This is a genomic window from Dactylosporangium cerinum (genome assembly GCF_042653625.1).
Taxonomy (GTDB): domain Bacteria; phylum Actinomycetota; class Actinomycetes; order Mycobacteriales; family Micromonosporaceae; genus Dactylosporangium; species Dactylosporangium cerinum.
The window spans coordinates 199,765-218,677 of the sequence record NZ_JBHSIU010000110.1; the positions used below are offsets into that span (position 1 = coordinate 199,765).

General features: G+C 71.2%; 18 protein-coding genes. 5 read left to right on the forward strand and 13 right to left on the reverse strand.

Features of this window, described 5'->3' with window-relative positions; all coding sequences use genetic code 11:
* Nucleotides 1-11: 11 nt before the first annotated feature.
* From ACFPIJ_RS55325 to ACFPIJ_RS55345, 5 genes are all read right to left on the reverse strand, one after another.
* The gene (locus tag ACFPIJ_RS55325) at nucleotides 12-674 is read right to left on the reverse strand and encodes a phosphotransferase (RefSeq protein ID WP_380127621.1); all 663 of its coding nucleotides are present in this window, start codon (nucleotides 672-674) and stop codon (nucleotides 12-14) included.
* Nucleotides 675-698: 24 nt separating this feature from the next.
* On the reverse strand, nucleotides 699-1,310 hold the full coding sequence (locus tag ACFPIJ_RS55330) for a response regulator transcription factor (RefSeq protein ID WP_203845445.1): 612 nt from the start codon (nucleotides 1,308-1,310) through the stop codon (nucleotides 699-701).
* 75 nt (nucleotides 1,311-1,385) lie between these two features.
* Nucleotides 1,386-2,195, reverse strand: coding sequence for a M20/M25/M40 family metallo-hydrolase (locus ACFPIJ_RS55335; RefSeq protein ID WP_380127622.1), 810 nt, complete (start codon nucleotides 2,193-2,195; stop codon nucleotides 1,386-1,388).
* A 231-nt stretch (nucleotides 2,196-2,426) separates the two neighbouring features.
* Entirely contained in the window at nucleotides 2,427-2,951 is a 525-nt protein-coding gene (locus ACFPIJ_RS55340; RefSeq protein ID WP_380127623.1) for a hypothetical protein, read from the reverse strand.
* Between the two features lie 114 nt (nucleotides 2,952-3,065).
* Complete coding sequence (locus tag ACFPIJ_RS55345; protein WP_380127624.1) at nucleotides 3,066-3,626, reverse strand: hypothetical protein; 561 nt, start codon at nucleotides 3,624-3,626, stop codon at nucleotides 3,066-3,068.
* A 145-nt stretch (nucleotides 3,627-3,771) separates the two neighbouring features.
* Between ACFPIJ_RS55345 and ACFPIJ_RS55350 the strand changes: the two genes are divergently transcribed.
* Together ACFPIJ_RS55350 and ACFPIJ_RS55355 are read left to right on the forward strand one after the other, a co-directional pair.
* Nucleotides 3,772-4,122, forward strand: a complete 351-nt coding sequence (locus tag ACFPIJ_RS55350; RefSeq protein ID WP_380127701.1) for an ankyrin repeat domain-containing protein — start codon at nucleotides 3,772-3,774, stop codon at nucleotides 4,120-4,122.
* Nucleotides 4,119-4,325, forward strand: coding sequence for an RNA-binding S4 domain-containing protein (locus tag ACFPIJ_RS55355; RefSeq protein ID WP_203845450.1), 207 nt, complete (start codon nucleotides 4,119-4,121; stop codon nucleotides 4,323-4,325). Before ACFPIJ_RS55350 ends, ACFPIJ_RS55355 begins: the two co-directional genes overlap by 4 nt.
* On the opposite strand, the gene ACFPIJ_RS55360 is transcribed toward ACFPIJ_RS55355, so the two are convergent.
* The 4 genes from ACFPIJ_RS55360 to ACFPIJ_RS55375 form a co-directional block, all read right to left on the reverse strand.
* On the reverse strand, nucleotides 4,322-5,284 hold the full coding sequence (locus ACFPIJ_RS55360; RefSeq protein WP_380127625.1) for an acetylxylan esterase: 963 nt from the start codon (nucleotides 5,282-5,284) through the stop codon (nucleotides 4,322-4,324). The two genes, ACFPIJ_RS55355 and ACFPIJ_RS55360, sit on opposite strands and share 4 nt — an antisense overlap.
* 175 nt (nucleotides 5,285-5,459) lie before the next feature.
* The gene (locus ACFPIJ_RS55365) at nucleotides 5,460-6,176 is read right to left on the reverse strand and encodes a carbohydrate-binding protein (RefSeq protein ID WP_380127626.1); all 717 of its coding nucleotides are present in this window, start codon (nucleotides 6,174-6,176) and stop codon (nucleotides 5,460-5,462) included.
* Nucleotides 6,177-6,206: 30 nt separating this feature from the next.
* Nucleotides 6,207-6,794 (reverse strand): transcriptional regulator, encoded by a 588-nt coding sequence (locus ACFPIJ_RS55370; RefSeq protein WP_380127627.1) that lies wholly within the window; start codon nucleotides 6,792-6,794, stop codon nucleotides 6,207-6,209.
* Between the two features lie 37 nt (nucleotides 6,795-6,831).
* Nucleotides 6,832-7,836, reverse strand: a complete 1,005-nt coding sequence (locus tag ACFPIJ_RS55375; protein ID WP_380127628.1) for a LacI family DNA-binding transcriptional regulator — start codon at nucleotides 7,834-7,836, stop codon at nucleotides 6,832-6,834.
* Nucleotides 7,837-8,041: 205 nt separating this feature from the next.
* On the opposite strand from ACFPIJ_RS55375, the gene ACFPIJ_RS55380 reads away from it, so the two are divergent.
* Complete coding sequence (locus tag ACFPIJ_RS55380) at nucleotides 8,042-8,365, forward strand: hypothetical protein (RefSeq protein ID WP_380127629.1); 324 nt, start codon at nucleotides 8,042-8,044, stop codon at nucleotides 8,363-8,365.
* 139 nt (nucleotides 8,366-8,504) lie between these two features.
* The gene (gene ctaD / locus ACFPIJ_RS55385; RefSeq protein WP_380127630.1) at nucleotides 8,505-10,241 is read left to right on the forward strand and encodes an aa3-type cytochrome oxidase subunit I; all 1,737 of its coding nucleotides are present in this window, start codon (nucleotides 8,505-8,507) and stop codon (nucleotides 10,239-10,241) included.
* A gap of 1,920 nt (nucleotides 10,242-12,161) precedes the next feature.
* On the opposite strand, the gene ACFPIJ_RS55390 is transcribed toward ctaD, so the two are convergent.
* The 4 genes from ACFPIJ_RS55390 to ACFPIJ_RS55405 all read right to left on the reverse strand — a co-directional run bounded on the left by ACFPIJ_RS55390 (nucleotide 12,162) and on the right by ACFPIJ_RS55405 (nucleotide 17,247).
* Nucleotides 12,162-12,539, reverse strand: a complete 378-nt coding sequence (locus tag ACFPIJ_RS55390) for an STAS domain-containing protein (RefSeq protein ID WP_203845458.1) — start codon at nucleotides 12,537-12,539, stop codon at nucleotides 12,162-12,164.
* A gap of 213 nt (nucleotides 12,540-12,752) precedes the next feature.
* On the reverse strand, nucleotides 12,753-13,325 hold the full coding sequence (locus ACFPIJ_RS55395) for an isochorismatase family protein (protein WP_380127631.1): 573 nt from the start codon (nucleotides 13,323-13,325) through the stop codon (nucleotides 12,753-12,755).
* Complete coding sequence (locus ACFPIJ_RS55400; RefSeq protein WP_380127632.1) at nucleotides 13,322-14,608, reverse strand: nicotinate phosphoribosyltransferase; 1,287 nt, start codon at nucleotides 14,606-14,608, stop codon at nucleotides 13,322-13,324. The genes ACFPIJ_RS55395 and ACFPIJ_RS55400 overlap by 4 nt, the downstream gene beginning before the upstream one ends.
* Nucleotides 14,609-14,622: 14 nt before the next feature.
* Nucleotides 14,623-17,247 carry a LuxR C-terminal-related transcriptional regulator gene (locus tag ACFPIJ_RS55405; RefSeq protein WP_380127633.1) on the reverse strand — a complete coding sequence of 875 codons (2,625 nt, stop codon included), beginning with the start codon at nucleotides 17,245-17,247 and terminating at the stop codon, nucleotides 14,623-14,625.
* Nucleotides 17,248-17,407: 160 nt separating this feature from the next.
* Between ACFPIJ_RS55405 and ACFPIJ_RS55410 the strand changes: the two genes are divergently transcribed.
* Nucleotides 17,408-18,901, forward strand: a complete 1,494-nt coding sequence (locus ACFPIJ_RS55410) for a dynamin family protein (RefSeq protein ID WP_380127634.1) — start codon at nucleotides 17,408-17,410, stop codon at nucleotides 18,899-18,901.
* The last annotated feature ends 12 nt before the right edge of the window (nucleotides 18,902-18,913 follow it).

Genomic DNA, 18,913 nt, shown 5'->3' on the forward strand with positions numbered 1-18,913 from the left:
GGGAGTGAGTCTCAGTGATGGGCCCTGGAGATCGTCGTGACCAGCAGCGCGGCCTCGTGCAGGTGCGCCTGCTCCGCCGCTGTCAGCGCCGGGTCCGCGGCCCGCCGCCGCACCGCGGCCTCCAGCTGCGACAACGGGTTGTCCCGCGTGCAGGACAGGAACACGTCCAGGAACACCTCGGCCCGCTCCGCGAACGCGTGGCCCGGCTCGATCGCGACCTGGGCGACGATCAGGGCGCTCATCGCCACGTCGAGCTCGGGCGGGCCCTCGGTGCTGTTGCGCCAGTCGATGACGACCGGGCCGCCCTCGGTCATCACCACGTTCTCCGGGTGCAGGTCCAGGTGCAGGATCCGGGTGCCGGGGTCCTTCGCCGCCCGCACGCGCACCTTGTGCAGCCGCTCGAGGAGGTCCGCCAGGACGGTCCCGCCGTCGCGCAGGTCGAGCGAGCCGTCGGCGAGGGCCTGCAGCATGGTCGGCCCTTCGAGCCGCTCCAGGATCAGGTCGGCGCCGGTCGCCTCGTAGACCCGGGGGACCGGATAGCCGTGGTCGGCGACATACCGCATGACGGCGGCCTCCGCGGTCACGTCCCCACCGAGCCGGTAGCGCCGCAGCACCCGCCGCTCGTCGAGGGCGTAGACGTCCGCGTCGCGACCGCTCGCCAGTAGTGCCGTCATACCCCCCACCCTATCGGTTGCTCCTTACAACCAACCGTTCTCGTCGGCGAGCCTCACCGCTTCAGCGCGGGTCCGGGCGCCGGTCTTGCCGATCGCCGACGACAGGTGGTTGCGCACCGTGCCCTCGGTCAGGCCGAGCTGCCCGGCGACATCGGCGGCGGTGCCGCCCTCCCGGGCCGCCCGCAGGACGTCGGCCTCCCGCGGGGTCAAGGGGCTGTCGCCGCTGGCGAGGGTCTCCGCGGCCAGGGTCGGGTCCACCACCCGCAGCCCCGACGCGATGCGCCGCACCGCGTCGGCGAGCTGCCGGGCCGGGGTGTCCTTGACCACGAACCCGGACGCCCCGGCCGCCATCGCCCGCCGCAGATAACCTGGCCGGCCGAACGTGGTCACCATGAGCACCTTGCAGCCCGGCATGGCCTTGCGCAGCGCGGCGGCCGCGGCGATGCCGTCGATCCCGGGCATCTCCACGTCGAGCAGGGCCACGTCGGGGCGGTGCTCGCGGGCCGCCGCGACGACCTCGTCGCCGCGGCCGACCTCGGCCACGACCGTGAGGTCCGGCTCGAGGTCGAGCAGCGCGGCGAGAGCGCCGCGGACGAGCGCCTGGTCGTCAGCGATCAACAGCCGTATCGGACTCACGAGGGGATGCTGCCACACGGGCCTGGGGGACCTCCGACCGTGACGTCGATCACCCGGCCGGGATCACCGGCGGGGTCAGCCCGCCAGCCGGATGACGGTTCTGACCGCGGCGGCCGTCACGCGCGCCGCGAAGTCCAGGTCGAGGCGGTCGAGGGTGTCGGTGTCCGCGTGGTAGTCCGGGTTGCGGAACTCGGCGGTGTCGGTGACCAGCAGCGAGCGGCGGCCCGTCGACCAGTACGGCACATGGTCGCTGCGCAGCACGACCTCCATCGCCTCGGTCGGCATGACCAGCGGGAACGTGGGCAGGTGCGGCGTCGCCGCGGACGCGAACAGGTCGGCGAGCCCGGCGGAGGCCGGGTTGGCGATCAACGCGATGAAGTCGCCGACCGTCGGCGGGTCCAGCAGGAACGACGGCGCGGACTGCGTCGGGGACGTCCGCCCGATCATCTCGAACACGATCGACTCCGTGTCGGGGGTGATCTGCCGGACGTGGGCGGTGCTGCCCTGGAACCCGTCCTCCTCGCCGCCGAACAGGCAGAATCGGATCGTGCGGGCCGGCAGGTCCCGGTCGCGCAGCGCGCGGGCGGCCTCCAGGACCCCGGCGACCCCGCTGGCGTTGTCGTCCGCGCCGGGGGTGCCCTCGACGGTGTCCCAGTGCGCGGCCAGCTCGACCGCGTCGTCGGACGTCCCGCCCTCGATCTCGGCGACGAGGTTCACGTCGTGCAGCTCGCTGCCGTACCGCTCGACCCGCACCACCAGGCCGAGGCCGCTGAGCTCGTCGGTGATGTACCGCAGCGCGGCGGGCACTCCGGGCAGATCGCCGCAGCGCGGCCCGTGAGCGACGAGCGCGGCGACGTGGTCGCGGAGACGGTCGGCGGAGATCATGTGCACCAGGATATGGAACAGCCCCCGAGGTTCCCGCGCTGACTGCGCGTGGGCCGGCTGGACTGACACCGGAAAGCCTCGGGGGCTGGGAAACTGCCTCGTATTCGCCTGCCACCATCCGGGCGGCCGCACGAAGTGCGAGTCCAGAGGACGGCGGCTAGCGGACAGTCACCTCATGAGTCCCATTGCTACACAACGTTGGACCACCTCCTTTCCCATGTACGACCCAACTTAGCCACGAGCCTCGAGCGGCTGCAACGCTTTTTCGGGAGCAAGCTGGTTGTCTTCGAGTTCGAGGCGCTTGATCAGGCGCCGGACGATCAGCAGCGGCACGATGCCGAACACGCCGAAGGAGATGTCCAGCACCGTCCACCAGCCAGGGATCCCGCGGACCGGACCGGCGAACAGCGCGAGGGGCACCACCCCGACGCAGGCGATCATCCCGAACTCGATCACCCAGATGTTGCGCACCGGGTCGCGCAGCGGCCCCCAGAACGCGACCGCGATCACCAGGTGCGCGAAGGCCAGCCAGTCGGTGCCGTACATGATGAACGGATAGCGGTCGTTGGTCTCGGTGATGCCCTGGTCGACCCGCGCGATCCAGTCGACCAGGGCGTCGGGCGCCAGGTCGATCCGGTCGAGCACGGACCTCAGCCAGTGCACCTCGTGCTCCAGGGGGAATGCCGTCACCCCGCTGGCGACCAGGCCGATGAGGAACAGCACGAGCCAGATGCGGATCTTCCGCCGGGTGGTCATGCGCGCAGCGTAGGCCGCGGTCTCCCAGCGGAGAGGCCCCCGTCACGAGATCTGCACAACACGACGACGCCGCGCTCCCAAGGGGGTAGGAGCGCGGCGCCGCGGTGAGGGAGATCAGTACCCGCCGCTGCCGCTGTCCCCGGTGACGGCCTGGGCCTTCTTCCCCTCGGGCGTGAAGGCGAACCACACGCCGCCCACGCCCTGTCCCTTGGTCTCGCCGACCTTCGTGTCCCCGGCGAACCGGTACGCGGGCCAGCTGTTGATGGTCAGCTGCAGCGAGCCGTCGCTGCGGGTGACCTTGCCGATCAGCTTCTGGTCGACGCCCTCGATCTTCATGTTCTCCACATACGGGACGTACGGCCACTTCGCCAGGCAGTCCGCCTCGCAGTTGGACTTCGGCGGCTTCGGGGTGTCCTTCTCGAAGCGGTACAGGGTCCAGCCCTTCCAATCGGTCACCACCTTGCCGAGCGTGGCGTCTTCGTGCACCTTCACGCCGGCGACGTTCGCGGCAGCCGAGGGGGACGCCGCAGCCGAAGTGGTCGCAGCGGCGGGGGCGGCGGCGGCCGGGGCCTCAGCGCCTGCCTGGTCCCCCTTGGTCAGATCGATCGAGTCACAGGCACTCAACGAGAGGGCGGCCGCGGCGGCCACCGCAAGGGTCAGGACGATCTTCCGCATGTTCGGGTCTCCTTGTTCGCAGCGTTGCCCAGTGACACGGCGGGTGTCTCACCCCGGTTCGGCGGGTGGGGGTCGGCTGGCCGACAGCTACGCTGCGAACGTGAGTGAACCGATCGACCCGGACGTGCTGGAGTTCGCGCACCGCATGTTCGACCTGGCCCGCGCCGGTGCCACCGAGGAGCTCGCGGCCAACGTCGACGCCGGGCTGCCGGTGAACCTGACCAACGACAAGGGCGACACGCTGCTGATGCTGGCCGCGTACCACGACCACCCGCCGGCGGTCGCCGCGCTGCTGGCCCGGGGCGCCGACCCCGACCGGGCCAACGACCGCGGTCAGACCGCCCTGGCCGCCGCCGTCTTCCGCCGGTCCGCGGACTCGGTGCGCACCCTGCTGGACGCCGGCGCGGACCCCGCCGCCGGTGGGCCGTCGGCCCTGGAGACGGCCCGCTTCTTCGACCTGCCCGAGATGCTGACCCTGCTGGAGCGTGCCCGATGATCGACGTTCAGATCCGTGACGACATGATCCGGCTGGGGCAGTTCCTGAAACTCGCCAACGTCCTGGAGACCGGCGGCGAGGGCAAGGACCTGATCGCCTACGGCGAGGTCACCGTCAACGGCGAGGTCGACCGGCGGCGCGGCCGCCAGCTGCACCGCGGTGATGTCGTGCACACCCTCGGCCAGACGTTCAGAGTGGCTTAGATCAGGCCGTTGGCGAAGGCGACCGCCCGGGACGAGAAGTGGCCCTGGCCTCCGTCGTGGCCGTCCCACTCGTACAGCTCCAGCTCCTTGGGCCCGCGCAGCGCGTTGTACGCCGCGAACACCGTCGACGGCGGGCACGTCAGGTCCATCAGCGCCGCGGACAGCAGCGCCGGTGCGGTGATCCGGGCCGCGAAGTGCGCGCCGTCCACGTAATCCACAGTGGACAGCGCGAGGGCGGCCCGGGACGGGTTCAGCCGGCAGAAGGCGGCGAATTCCGCGTAGGGCGCGCGGTCGGTGATCGTCACCGCGCGGCGGATGTCACACAGGAACGGCACGCCGGCGATGACGCCCGCGAGGTCACCGGGGGAGCTCAGGCCGGCTGCGGCGAGGGCGAGGCCGCCGCCCTGGCTGATGCCGCTGACCAGCACGTGCGACGCGAACGGCAGCGCCCGGGCGGTCTCGACGGCCCGGACGGCGTCGGTGATGAGCCGGCGGTAGTAGTAGGTCTGCGGGTCGAGCACACCTCGGGTGAGGAAGCCCGGCGTCTGCGGCCCGGAGCCGTCCGGGTCCGGGGTGTCGCCGGCCCGCCAGCCGCCGCCCTGGCCGCGGGTGTCCATGACGAGGTGGGCGTACCCCGCCGCGGACCACAGCAGCCAGTCGTGCGGGTAGCCGCGGCCTCCGCCGTACCCGATGAACTCGACGACAACCGGAAGCGGCCCCTCGACATCTGCGGGCCGGTTGAGCCACGCCTTCACGGGCTGGCCGCCGAAGCCGGTGAACGTGACATCGGTCGTGTCGACGGCGCGCAGGCCGGTGTCGACCGGGCTGAGGACGGCGGGCGCGGCGAGCCGGCGGGCCTCGTCGAGGGTCCCGGCCCAGAACGCGTCGAAGTCCGCGGGCTCGGGCGTCGCGCAGCGGTGCTGTCGCAGGTCGGCGAGGGGCAGGTCGAAGAGCGCCATGCCGGGACCCTATTACCAGGAACTTCCCAGCGCGATTACGGGTCCGACTCAGGTCCGGCCCGCATATTTGAGGTGTGACCGGCGCCGGACAAAACCGGAAGCCTCCCTGGATGGTCCACCCGGCGCACGGTCACGCCAAACGTTCCACATCAACATGTTGCCGCGGCTGGGGTGGTCAGCGGGGGGCAACGGTGATGCGATCGAGGTCGGGACACCATCTGCCGGTGGTGTTTCCGGCCTCGATCGTGTTCTGCCCCGCATTGAGGCGGACGGTCAGTGTGACGGTCGCCACCCGGTCCCAGGCGCCGCTGGCGGGGAACCGGACCTGCTGCCAGGTGCCGCCGCCGGCCCGCAGCCAGCAGGAGCGCTCCTCGGTGGACAGGTAGGCGACGGTGACGGTGACCTCGCCGGGGCGCGCCGCGGTGACGCCGGTGAACTCCAGGACGCGGTTGTTGCCGACTCCCGTGACGGCCCGGCCGCCCGACGCGGTGGAGACCTCACGGACGGTCATCTGACCGGGGCGCCGGTTCGCCGGAGCTTCTGCCTCGATCGTTTTGGCAGGTGTACCGCCGGCGCTCGGCGACGTCGACGGCGACTGTGCCGGTGGTGGGTTGCTGGACGCCGGGGCGCTGGTGACGCTGCGGCTGGGCCTGGCGCTGGGGGAGTTGGCGGCGGCGGACGTCGCGGCCGCGGCGCTCTCGACGGGTGGCACGACCGGCGCCGGCGCCTCGAACGACACCTCCGCCTGGGGGTGCGGGGTGCCGCCACCGCCGGTGATGGTCCGCAGCAGCAGCGCCACCAGTGCGACGACGACGAGCACCGCGACGAACACGTAGCGTGGCTGACCGGCCCTACGCCTTCCGGTGTATGCGGGCGGGCCCACCTCGATCATGCCCGGCACGCTAGCGGGTTCCCGTGACGTTTAGGAGTCGGGGACCCGACCGGCGGCCACCGGTACACACGCGGAAACTGCGATCTCGATCGACGTCAGGTGGGGCAGCCCGGCCGGCGCCGGGTCCCAGCCGGGTCCGGCCGCCGCGAACCGGGTCCCTGGGAACCGGTCCGCGAGCGCGAGCAGCGCGGCCGGGTCGGCGGTGCCCGGCTGCTGCGACCACACGATCGCGGTGCCGGGCACGGTCCGCCGCACCGCCGCCCGCAGCGCGCTCCACGGCACCTCGGCGCCGAGCAGGAACGTGCCGATCCGCCGCTCGAACAGGGCCGCGGCCAGGGCGCGCAGCGGCAGCGAGTGCGCCTCCCGGGGCGCGCACGCCAGCAGGACGTGGTTGGTCCTGATGTCGTCGTGGCGGGGCGCGCTGACCAGGTCGAGACCATGCGCCACGCCCTGGCTGAGGGCGTGCTCGACGGCGACGTCCCCGGTCACCTGGTGCAGCGCCGGGACGCACACCGCCGTCCAGATCTGCATCACGCCGTGTTCGTCCATCAGCTCCCGGACGGTGCGCGCGACCGTGCCGGTGTCCAGTGACCGGGCCGCCTCCAGTAGCCGTTGCATACCCTTCTGTTCGTGCGGCGGGCGCTGTTTGGATGCGCTATGCCGACTGCCTCCTTACAAGGGTGGTCGGCAGCACCGGGGACGGCTCGGCGTGGTCGCCGTTCATGAGCGCGAGCAGCTGGCGGGCCGCGGCGGCGCCGATCTCCTCGACCGGCTGCTTGATCGTGGTCAGCGGCGGCTGGGTGAACGCGGCCAGGGGCAGGTCGTCGAAGCCGATGACCGCGACGTCCTCCGGCACCCGCCGGCCCGCCTGCCGCAGCGCGTGCAGCGCCCCGACGGCCATCAGGTCCGACGCGGCGAACACCGCGTCGAGGGTCGGCCGGTGGTCGAGCAGCCTGGTCATGGCGTGCACGCCCGCGGGCCGGGTGAAGTCGCCGTAGGCGATCGGACCCGGCTCCAGTCCGGCCCGCTCCAGTCCCTCGCGGAACCCGGCGAGCCGGTCCACGCCGGCGGAGACGTCCGGCGGTCCGGCGATCGTGACGATCCGTTTCCGTCCGGTACGGGCGAGATGCTCGACGGCCTGCCGGGCGCCGCCGCGGTTGTCGGCGTCGACGTACGGCATCGTGCTGGTCTGCAGCGGCCGGCCGATGAGCGTGACCGGCACGCCGAGGGCGGGCAGCGTCACGACCAGCGGGTGGCTGCTGCGGCAGTAGATCAGCAGCACCCCGTCGATGTGGCCGCTGCTGAGGTACCGCTGCAGCGACGCCGGTCGTTCCCCGGCGGCGAGCAGCATGGGCATGTCGCGTTCGGCGAACGCGGCACTGGCGCCCGCGAGGACGCGGGAGTAGAACGGATCGGCGAACAGTCGTGCGTTGGGCTCGCAGACCACGGCGGCGACCGAGCGGGGGCGACGGTCGACGGCGCGGGCGGCGCGCTGCCGGACGTAGCCGAGCCGGTCGACGGCGTCACGGACCTGTTGGCGGGCAGTGGGGCTGACTCGGGCGGAGCCGTTGAGGACGCGGGATGCGGTGGCGGAAGAAACACCGGCGAGCGCGGCGACGTGGGCAAGGGTGGGGTGTTCGGCAGCGGCGGTAATCGACATCGCGACCTCCTCGGATAGCAAGGCGTCGATTTTGGGAGCGCTTCCATACCGGAGCGTCGTACACGGTTTCCGCACTGTCAACACGAGATTGCCGCCAGGTTTCACCACCGGCGTTTCGACTGTAAATTTCACCGGCCGTCACGCGGGGAGGTCGCTGCGGTGACGGCTCTGGTGTGACCTGCGTGGATCTCCTAGCCTGCATGGCATGCGTGACTGGATAGCCGTCATCATCACTGTCCTGGGCGTCCTGCTGGTGCTCGCCGGCGCGACCCCCATCCTGCTCCGTGCCCTTCCGGCCCGATCGCCCGCGCCCGTCGCGGCGGCGCCCGTCGCGGACGCGGACGATCCGGCTTTTGAACCCGCCCCGGTGCCGGTGGGGGCCCGTCTTGCGAGTGTCTGGAAAGAGCCGACCGCGGCCGACCGGTTGATCTTCTGGGGCATCGTGCTTCTGGTGCTGGCCGCGATCGCCGCCGGTGCCATCACCTTCAACCTCGGGGCGGCGGGAGGCTCGGTGCCTGCTACCCGGTAGGTCTTGTGCCCCCAGCGATTTTGTGTCGGAGCGGGAGACTATTCTGCCTCCGAGGTGACGTGTTGATCGCGAGGGTGATCGTGCGGCCACCTCGCGGAGCTGGCTCGCCAGCGGGTTCAACAGCCTCAGGAGGCCTTTCGTGACCACCGTTGCACCAAAGCCGATCGTCACCAGGCCTTGGCCGGTGCATCAGCCGGTCAAGGGCTCGGCGTTCGCTCGGCTGTTGCGCACCACGGACGCGAAGCAGATCGGCCTGATGTATCTCATCACGTCGTTCGTGTTCTTCATGGTGGGCGGCTTCATGGCGCTGCTCATGCGCGCCGAGCTGGCCCGGCCGGGTCTGCAGTTTCTCTCCCCGGAGCAGTACAACCAGCTGTTCACGATGCACGGCACGATCATGCTGCTGTTCTTCGCGACGCCGATCGTGTTCGCCTTCGCGAACTACATCACGCCGCTGCAGATCGGCGCGCCGGACGTGTCGTTCCCCCGGCTCAACGCGTTCGCCTACTGGCTCTACGCGTTCGGTGGCTCGATCACCCTGATCGGCTTCATCACGCCGGGCGGCGCCGCGGACTTCGGCTGGTTCGCCTATGCCCCGCTCAACAGCATCATCCACTCGCCCGGCGTCGGCGCCGACCTGTGGATCGTCGGCCTGGTCCTCTCCGGCCTCGGCACCATCCTCGGCGCCGTCAACATGATCACCACCGTGCTGACCCTCCGGGCGCCCGGCATGACCATGTTCCGGATGCCGATGTTCACCTGGAACATCCTGGTCACCAGCGTCCTGGTCATCATGGTCTTCCCGATCCTGGCCGCCGCCCTGCTTGCCCTGGAGGCCGACCGCCGCCTCGGCGCCCACGTCTACGACGCGGAGACCGGCGGCGCGATGCTCTGGCAGCACCTGTTCTGGTTCTTCGGCCACCCCGAGGTCTACATCGTGGCGCTGCCGTTCTTCGGCATCATCACGGAGGTCATCCCGGTCTTCAGCCGCAAGCCCGTCTTCGGCTACAAGGGCCTCGTCGGCGCGACCATCGCGATCGGTGCCCTGTCGATGAGCGTGTGGGCCCACCACATGTTCGCGACCGGTCAGGTGCTCATGCCGTTCTTCTCGTTCCTGAGCTTCGTCATCGCCGTCCCGACCGGCATGAAGTTCTTCAACTGGATCGGCACCATGTGGCGCGGCCAGATCACCTTCGAGACCCCGATGCTCTTCGCCATCGGCTTCCTGGTGACCTTCCTCTTCGGCGGACTCTCCGGCGTCCTGCTCGCCAGCCCCCCGATCGACTTCCACGTCTCAGACACGTATTTCGTGGTCGCCCACTTCCACTACGTGCTCTTCGGCACGATCGTCTTCGCGGTGTATGCCGGCATCTACTTCTGGTTCCCGAAGATGACCGGCCGCATGCTCGACGACCGGCTCGGCAAGGTCCACTTCTGGCTCACCACGATCGGCTTCCACACCACGTTCCTGGTGCAGCACTGGCTCGGCACGCAGGGCATGCCCCGCCGCTACGCCGACTACCTCGCGTCCGACGGCTTCACCACGCTGAACACGATCTCGACCATCGGCTCGTTCATCACCGGCCTCTCCACGCTGCCCTTCCTCTGGAACGTGTGGAAGTCCTACAAGACCGGCCGCGTCGTCGAGGTCAACGACCCCTGGGGCCACGGCATGTCCCTGGAGTGGGCCACCTCCTGCCCGCCCCCGCTGCGCAACTTCGACAGCATGCCCCGCATCCGATCGGAGCGCCCCGCCTTCGACGCCCGCTTCCCGGCCCACGCCCCAGGTCACTCCCTGGAAGCCCCGCCGACCGGCGGCGCCCGCCCCTTGAGCCACGAGGCCGACGGCGGCGCCACCTACGAGGAACAGCGCTAACCCGTCCCGACCAGCGCAGCCCCGACCTTCCACCGCCGCCTTCAGGCCGTGGCAGGCCGGGGCTGCCGCCTTTCCCGGCCGTGCCTCCCGCCGCCGTTCCGCGGGCCTCCTTCGGGCTTGCGCCCTGGTCGGTGCCGCTGCTTTTCGGGGGCGTGGAGGGGTTGGCGTGTTGCGTGTAGGTCGTGGTCGGCTGGGGCTGCTGTCTTTTCGGCCGTGGTTGGCTACGTCTCGTGCCTCCCACCGCTGTTCGGTGGTCTTCGGGCATGTGCCCTGGTCAGTGCCGCTGCCGTTCGGGCCGTGGAGGGTTGGCGCTGCCGCCGTGGTTGTGTCTGCTGCGGTGGTGGCCGTGCTGGCCTGCACATTTCGGGCAGCCGTGGTTGTGCAGTGCTGGCGGACCTGTGTTTCCTGAAGGACTCGCTTCGGTCGTGCCGCCGTTTCGTCCTGTGGCCCGTGTACGCGGTCGTGATGCTCGCTCGCGGCCGGATCGAAGTTGTCCCGTAGCCCGTCCGGGCGGCCGGTCCGTGACTTCGGTCTGTGCGGGGGTCTTGTCCGGTGGGTGGTGGTGGTGCGACAAGCGGAACGATTTCCGGTGTCAGGTGCCCGGGGATCCTTCGGGTTGTGGGGAATCTGGCCACGACCCCCCGCGTGCCCGGCGCCAGGTCCGGCGCTGCCGGGGTCCGGATCTGCCGCTTCGTCCGCGTGTTCCGCGCCGGGTGGATCTTCCTGGTGATCCAAGTCGCGGGCTGGCTGTCCGCGAGCCTGTTGCGAAATGGCCGGCTCACGTTCTGTGCTGAGAGAAACACGGCTGTGCGGCCGGTCGCGGCCGATCGGCGGCCGTCGACGAGTCGGTTTTTCCGCCAAAACGCAACAGGCTCCAGGTGCCCGGGGATCCTTCGGGTTGTCGGGAATCTGGCCACGATCCCCGCGTGCCCGGCGCCAGGTCCGGCGCCAGGTCCGGCGCCAGGTCCGGCGCCAGGTCCGGCGCCAGGTCCGGCGCCAGGTCCGGCGCCAGGTCCGGCGCTGCCGGGGTCGGGATCTGCCGCTTCGTCCGCGTGTTCCGCGCCGGGGGTGGATCTCCCTGGTGATCCAAGTCGCGGGCTGGCTGTCCGCACAGCTGTTCGCACAGCCCGTGCACGACTTGGATCACGGCCGCCCGACGCCCGACCGCCCGACATGGCGGCGGATGCGGTGGCTCGTTCGTGATCCAAGGCGCCACCCGGCCGCTCGTACACCACGACAGCGGACACGACCGCCGCAAGCTCCGGTCGACGGGGTTGCGTGGGCGCGGTCCGTGCCGGGTCGAGGTGGTGTTTCCCGATGCTCGAACTCGCAGGGTCCAGCGCCGTCGAGGTCATCGCTCGGTGGTGCCGCACCATCGCTGGTGCAGATGAGTTGGAGTACATCGCCCAGGTCCGGGTGCGGCCCTTGCCGAGATCGACCGCTCCTCGCTCATGATCGATGGAGCTGCGTGGTCGCTGGGGTCGTCCTTCGATCATGGGTGGGCGCAGAAGACCGCCGGTTGAGCGCTGGTACTGCCCGGTCCAGTCATTGGCGGCTATCACTTTGGGTTGATCCGGAAGGCGTTGTGTCGCGCGGACGGCAGCAGGCCTTCCGGATCATGGGTGTTCCCGGCCGCGACCGGGGCTGCCGCGTTGTATCGGGCGCGGGTGCCTGTCACACAGTGGGTGCCGTGCCGACCAGATTCACACTTGCGGGTGAATCGGTGCAAGTGCGGACGTATCGGAGATGGCGGCAAAGATGCGCGGAGGGGGAGGCGCACAGGATGGGCCCTAGGAAGCGTTCAGTGGATCGCTGCGGGCCGCAACGGGCCGTCCGGTGCCCCGGGAGCCAGAACGGAGAGTGGCAGTGCGGACCTTGGACGTGCGGGGTCCAAGGTCCGGACCGTGTCTTCCTTCGTGGTCAGGCGGGCTGGGTGACGCCGCGCTCGCGGGGCTGGGGAAGCCGGCCGGAAACGGTGCCCGGCGGGATCGGGACCCCGAGGATGTCGCTGACGCCGACCACCGCGAAGAGGCGCGCGATGAACGGGTTGGGGCGCCGGATGTGCAGCTTGACGCCCATGCTGTGGCAGATGCGCTTGGCGACCACGAGGGTGCCGATGCCGGTGGAATCGAGGAACGTTACGCCGGCGAGGTCGATGACGAGCGTGTCGATGTTGCCGTCGAGCACTGAACTCACCGCTGTGCGGAGCTCCTGAGCGGTCTCATAGTCGATTTCGCCGCTCAGGCTCAGCAGTGCTTCCCGCTGATCTGAAGGGCGATTTTCGATCGACAACTTCACGTGACCCTCCTGGTGCTGAGTCGTCCACCATGGACGACCCTTCGAGGTCCCGCAAGCGTAGCGAAGTCTTCCCTTTTTCGCCACGCTCCGTGTAGGTGGTCCTTACGTTGTGACGTGAGAAGTCCTCACATCGGGTGCGGAACCGCTTGCCGGGATGACGGTACACGTCGGTTGTTACACGGCAAGTCCAGTTACGTGCCATCCACCGGATGGTCAGCTTGGTGCCACGACCGGTTCACCCACGAGCGTCACCCCGGCGGCACGCAGCTCGTCAAGGGCGGCGTCCACGGTTGGCCGGGCAACCCCCGCGGTCATGTCCAGCAGCACAGATGTAACAAATCCCGCTCGCTGGGCATCGATTGCGGTCGCTCGCACGCAATGGTCGGTGGCGATGCCCACCACGTCGACGGCGGTGACCGATCGGGAGCGGAGCCAGGACTCGAGGTCGACCCCGGACGAGGAGCCCTGGAAGCCTGAGTACGCCGCGGTGTACTCACCCTTGGTGAACACGGCCTCGACGTGGGACACGTCCAGTGACGGATGGAGATCGACGCCGCCGGTGCCGACCACGCAGTGCACGGGCCAGGTGTTGACGTAGTCCGGCGGGTCGCCGAAGTGCCCGGCGGGGTTGATGTGGTGGTCCTGGGTGGCCACCACGTGGTCCCAGGAACCGGCGGCCACGGCGGCGGAGATCGCGGCCGCGACGCCGGCGCCGCCGCCGACGGCCAGGGAGCCGCCCTCGCAGAAGTCGTTCTGGACGTCGACGATCACCAAGGCGCGAGTCATACGGAGCCCCCAAGCATCTGGACGGGAACCGCCGGGTCACCGGCGGACAGCTTCAGCCCCTCCCAGGGGATCGAGATGAGGCACTGGCGCAGGTGCTCGCGGGAGGTGGCCAGGTCGGGCAGGTCGGGCACCAGTGCACCGCCGCGGACGAAGGCCCGCTGCAGCGCGCGGTCGTTGGGTTCCGGGGCGGGGGCGCCCATCGACACGACCACCTCCTCGGTGGCGGTGCCGGTCGGCTTGTGCCGGCGGACGGCGGTCTTGCGGCCGCCGACGGTGCCCTTGTTCTCGGAGCGCTTGACCACCGGGCGGCCGTCGACCTCGACCAGCTTGTAGACCAGGCCGGCGGTCGGGGCGCCGGAGCCGACCACGACGGCGGTGCCGGCGCCGTACGCGTCGACGGGCTCGGCGGCCAGGGCGGCGATCGCGTACTCGTCGAGGTCGCCGGAGACGATGATCTGGGTCTCGGTCGCGCCGAGGGAGTCGAGCAGGGCCCGGGAATGCGCGGCGAGGACGGACAGGTCGCCGGAGTCGATGCGCACGGCGCGCAGGTCGGGGCCGGCGACCGCGATCGCGTTGCGGATGCCCTGGGCGATGTCATACGTGTCGACCAGCAGCGTGGTCTGCTTGCCGAGCGTGGCCACCTGCGAGGCGAACGCGGCCTGCTCGGTGTCGTGCAGCAGCGTGAAGGCGTGCGCCGCGGTGCCGGTCGTCGGGATGTTGTAGCGCCTGCCCGCCTCCATGTTGGAGGTGTACGCGAAGCCGGCCAGATACGCGGCCCGCGCCGCTGCGACCGCGGCCTCCTCGTGGGTGCGGCGGGAGCCCATCTCGATCACGGAGCGGCCGCGGGCGGCGGTGACCATGCGGGCGGCACCGGCGGCGATGGCGCTGTCGTGGTTGAGGACCGAGAGGATCAGCGTCTCGAGGACCACGCACTCGGCGAACGTGCCGCTGACGGTGAGGATCGGCGAGCCGGGGAAGAACAGCTCACCCTCGGCGTAGCCGTCGATGTCGCCGGTGAACCGGTACGCCGCCAGCCACTCGGCCGTCGAGGCGTCCACGATCCCGCGGTCGAGCAGGAAATCGACCTCGGCCGGGTTGAACCGGAAGTCGGACAGGTGTGAGAGCAGCCGCCCGGTGCCGGCCACGACGCCGTAGCGCCGCCCCGTCGGCAGGCGGCGGGCGAACACCTCGAAGACGCAATTGCGCGACGCGGTGCCGTCGCGGAGCGCCGCCGACAGCATCGTCAGCTCGTAATGGTCGGTCAGCAGCGCGCTACTCGTCACGCCACCAAGACTATTCACTCCTCCGGGGGCAGCGAGCGCAGGGCCGCGGCCAGTTCTGCGCGACCGGTCACACCGAGCTTGGCGTAGACCCGCATGAGGTGGTTGTCGACGGTCCGGGAGGACAGGTACAGCTGGTCCGCGATCTCCTTCGAGGGGACACCCGCGGCGGCGAGCCGGGCGATCTGCCGCTCCCGGCCGGTGAGCATGGGCTGTGGCACGACCAGCGCGGGCGTGACCGCGATCGGGCACAGCACGCGCAGCTCGGCGAGGCGCTGCGCGGCCCGCGGCGTCTGCGGCGAGCGGATGCCCCGCAGCAGGGTGACGGCCCCGGCGGCGGCCTCCGCGGCGTACAGGTTGAGCTCCTGATCGGCGAGTTCCTCGGCGACGGCCAGGAGGCTGCCGCCGTCCTCGCCGGCGATCGCGCGGATGTGCCAGGCCATCGCGGGGGCGGTGCGGCCCTCGACGCTGTGCGACAGCGCGTCGAGCCGGTCGCAGACCTCGCCGGCGAAGCCCAGCCGGCCCAGGTGGTACAGCGCGAACATCTCGTGTGCGGCGAACCCGTCGCTGCGCGTGCGCGCCGCGAGCAGCCGGAGCACCTCGGCGGCGGTCGACACGTCACCGGAGGCGACGGCGACCCACGCGCGGGCCTCCTCGAGCCAGGGGTACAGGCATTCCATGGAGCGGTAGTGGGAGCTCTCGGCGATCGCGAAGGCCTCGGCGGCGGCCGGCCCGTCCCCGGTGAGGGCGGCGACGTGCGCGCGCTCGGCGTGCGCGAGGGCGACGAAGACCTTCCCGGTGGCCAGGGCGGCGCACGCCTGCGCCGCGGCGCGGGCGGCCTCGGGCAGCCGGCCGCGGAGCCGGGCCGCCTGGGCGCGGACGATCTGCAGGTAGCCCGAGCCCATGTTGAAGTTGCCGGCGTCGGCCATGCCGGCGAACTCGGCGGCCACGATCGCGTCGACGGCCCCGAGGTCGGCGGCGAGGATCATCGCGGTGCCGCGGGCGAGCTCGATGCCGAGCTGGATGTAGGGGACCTCGGCCCGCCACTGGGCGGCCTCGGCGTCGATCGCGGCCATCGCCTTGACGGTCTGCACCGGGGTGCCGCGCATCGCCTGGAGCTGGCCCATGTTGCTGCGGGCCAGGGCCCGCGGGCCGGGTGCGCTGGCGGCGCTGTCGAGGACCTGGCGGGCCAGGGTCAGTGCCTGCGCGTTGTCGCCGCGGTGCAGCCGCATCGTCGACTCGACGGCCAGGACCAGGGAACGCTCGCGCAGGTCGTTGAGCTTGTGCGCCTGCCGGTTGATGTCCTCGACGGTGCCCGTGTCGCCGAGCCCCCACTGCGCGGTGATGTGCCGGATGGCCAGCCACCGGCTGCGCTGGGACTCGTCGACGGTCTGCTCCTCGTTGGCGTCGAGGATCGCGACGGCCTCCTCGGGCATGTTGACGAACATGAGGATCGTCGCGAGGGTCTCCGCGGCGTCGAATCCGCCGCCGGCGGCGAGGGCGGCCTTGCCCAGCCGCATGGCCAGGGCCATGTCGTAGGTGGCGAACGCGAGCCGGCACGCCATCAGCAGCTGCTGCGGGTCGCGGGCGGTGTCGCTGTCGAGGCGCCACACCGCGACGCGGAGCAGGTCGTCGCGGCGCCGCGCGCCGCTGCTCTCCACGAGACCGGCCAGGTCGGCGAGGAGCCGGCGGACCCGGGTGACCGGGCAGCGGCGGCGCACGACCTCGCCGTACAGGGGATGGGCGAGGCGGACCGTGGTGCGCCGGTCCTCCACGACGACCCGGATCAGTTGCCGCTCCTCGGCGGTCTCCACGGTGTTCAGGTCGGTGGCGTTGACCAGCAGCGGCAGGCCGATCGGCTCGCCGAACGCCACCAGCTCCAGCACGGCGCGCTCCTGCGGGGTGAGCTTGCCGATGCGGGCGTCGACGACCTCGGTCAGCGTCGGGGCGAGGTCGACCTTGCCCGTCCAGCGCTGCATCCCGTAGCTCTCGATGATCTCGCCGCTGGCGTGCGCGGCGATGACCAGCTCGCGCAGCAGCAGGGCGTTGCCCTGCGACAGCTGCTGGAGCCGGTCGACGGAGGCCGAGTCGACCGGGCCGCCGAGCACCTGCAGCAGCAGGTCGGAGGTCTCCTGCAGGGTCAGTGGGGTGAGCTCGATCCGCTCGACCAGGTCGTCCTTCCACAGGGCGCTGATCGGGTCGTGCACCGGCTCGCCGGTGCGCACGGTGCCGATCACGGTCGCGTTCTCGGACCGGGCGACGTAGTAGACGAGGGCGGCGGACAGCGGGTCGAGCAGGTGGGCGTCGTCGATCGCCACGACGATCGGCCGGCCGGCGGCCTGACGGTGCAGCGCGTCGACGGCCCAGCGCAGCAGACCGGCCGGCGAGCCACCCGCCGGCTGGTCGGGCGGCAGCACCTGAGCCAGCCCGCCGAGCGGGAGACCCGCCGTGGCGGCGTTGGCCGTCGCGGTCCAGACTGCGAGCCGGTCCTGGTCAAGGGCGTTGACGCCCTCGCGCAGCAATCGGCTCTTGCCGATGCCTGGCGGCCCGCCCAGGATCAAGCCGCGACCGGTTGAGCCGGTGGCTGCCTCGGAGAGACGGACCAGTTCAGCGTTTCGACCGACAAAGCTCCAGGGGGGCACCGTCGCAGCATATCGATAGCTCGATTACTGCGCGTACCCGCCGAAGCACGAACTTGAGTAGTGCGTTCGGACCCGTTTGAGTAGCCGGAGCACTGCCTCCGTAAGTGGCTGTTCACGTAGCGTTCCGGTGCTTACCGGCCCGTGCACAAGGAGGTCGCACATGGGGTCTGGGATCATGCAGGCGCCGCTGATCGATCTGACAGTCACGACGCCCGGGGGTGCAGTGTCCGCCATGCCGGTCCGCGGCAGCAGGAGTCATCGGCAGGCTGAGCCCCGATCCGCTTCGGGTGCCCGCAGCTACGCGGTGATCGCCGGCTCGCCCCGAAGCGGCAAGACGGCACTGCTCAACGCACTGATCCGGCGCGCCGATCCGGTCCCGGCCGGTGACGCCTGGCTGGTCTACCGGCACGGCGACAAGCCCGAGACCCGCGCGTTCGTCCCCGGGCACCGGGAGCCGCGCACGGTCGCCGGCGCGTTCGTCCCCGCCCAGCGCGACCCGCGTCCCGGACCGACCCGTCCCGCCCGGCGCATCGAGATCACCCACCCGGCGAGCCTGCTCAAGCGCGTCGCGTTGGTCGACACGCCCGGCAGCGGGGGCCTGGACGCCGCCAACGCCGAGATCATCCTCGACGCGGCCGAGCGTGGCCTCGGGCTGCTGTTCGTCGTCGATGCCGCCGCTCCGCTGCACCGGGCCGACCTGGACCTGCTCGCCGCCGCCGTGGAGCGGGTCGAGCGGGTCGCGTTCGTGCTGACCCGCATCGACCAGCACGACGCCTGGCCGGAGATGCTGGTCGCCAACCGGGCGCTGCTCGCCTCCCGCGGCCAGGTCCTGGCCACCGCGCCCTGGTTCCCGGTGTCGCTGGACCCCGACGCGGTCTTCGGCGTCGCCGAGTTGCGTCACGAGCTGGAGACCTGGGCCGAGGCGCGGCCCGCGCCGGTCGGGGTCGCCGCCGCGACCGTCTCCGACGCCGGCGACGAGTGGCAGGACCTGCTCGAGCGCGAGATCGCCAACCGGCGGGTCGCTGCCGTCCAGCGGGTCTCGATCGACCTGGCGACGATCCACGTGCGGTGCGTGCAGGAGCTCGGCTCGGGCAAGGGTTGCCCGGAGCTGCCGCACGTGCTCGACCGGGAGCTGCACGCGCTGTCCGTGCGCACCACCCGCCAGCTGCACGCCGACACCCGCGAGGCGATCGGCGCGGTCTTCACCGAGCTGCTGGACACCGTGCCCGACGGCGTGGTCCTGGCCAGGGTCGCCGCGGCCGCCCGCCGGACGGTGGACTCCCTGCGCGACGACGACCGCGACCGCAACCACGCGCTGCTGCTCACCGCCACGTCGGCGGTGGCCTCAGTGGCCGGTGCGACGGCCGTGGACAACCTCTCCGCCGTCGGCGGTGCCGAACCCGCCGACCAGGTGCTCCCGTCGCTGGGCATCGCCCTCAACGCCAGCTGCTACGCGCTGTGGCAGCCGAAGGTCGCCCCGGGCGGCCCGCCCAAGCACGCCGACAAGAAGGACTGCCGCCGCTGGTTGCAGCACGCGCTGCGTGAGATCGAGGTCGAGGTGGGTCACGAGCTGGGCGAGCGCTACGCCGGACTGCGTCAGGCGCTGCTCATCATCGGTGGGGACGCGGTCGACCATGGCGTGCTGCTCGCTTGATGGCACCATGTT

Coding starts and splice junctions, on each gene's coding strand:
- ACFPIJ_RS55380 (WP_380127629.1), top strand. CDS start 8,042: ATGCGTGACTGGATAGCCGTCATCATCACTGTCCTGGGCGTCCTGCTG.
- ACFPIJ_RS55375 (WP_380127628.1), bottom strand. CDS start 7,836: ATGTCGATTACCGCCGCTGCCGAACACCCCACCCTTGCCCACGTCGCC.
- ACFPIJ_RS55360 (WP_380127625.1), bottom strand. CDS start 5,284: ATGGCGCTCTTCGACCTGCCCCTCGCCGACCTGCGACAGCACCGCTGC.
- ACFPIJ_RS55335 (WP_380127622.1), bottom strand. CDS start 2,195: ATGATCTCCGCCGACCGTCTCCGCGACCACGTCGCCGCGCTCGTCGCT.
- ACFPIJ_RS55325 (WP_380127621.1), bottom strand. CDS start 674: ATGACGGCACTACTGGCGAGCGGTCGCGACGCGGACGTCTACGCCCTC.
- ACFPIJ_RS55410 (WP_380127634.1), top strand. CDS start 17,408: ATGGGGTCTGGGATCATGCAGGCGCCGCTGATCGATCTGACAGTCACG.
- ACFPIJ_RS55355 (WP_203845450.1), top strand. CDS start 4,119: ATGATCGACGTTCAGATCCGTGACGACATGATCCGGCTGGGGCAGTTC.
- ACFPIJ_RS55365 (WP_380127626.1), bottom strand. CDS start 6,176: ATGATCGAGGTGGGCCCGCCCGCATACACCGGAAGGCGTAGGGCCGGT.
- ACFPIJ_RS55345 (WP_380127624.1), bottom strand. CDS start 3,626: ATGCGGAAGATCGTCCTGACCCTTGCGGTGGCCGCCGCGGCCGCCCTC.
- ACFPIJ_RS55350 (WP_380127701.1), top strand. CDS start 3,772: ATGTTCGACCTGGCCCGCGCCGGTGCCACCGAGGAGCTCGCGGCCAAC.
- ACFPIJ_RS55340 (WP_380127623.1), bottom strand. CDS start 2,951: ATGACCACCCGGCGGAAGATCCGCATCTGGCTCGTGCTGTTCCTCATC.
- ACFPIJ_RS55370 (WP_380127627.1), bottom strand. CDS start 6,794: ATGCAACGGCTACTGGAGGCGGCCCGGTCACTGGACACCGGCACGGTC.
- ACFPIJ_RS55395 (WP_380127631.1), bottom strand. CDS start 13,325: ATGACTCGCGCCTTGGTGATCGTCGACGTCCAGAACGACTTCTGCGAG.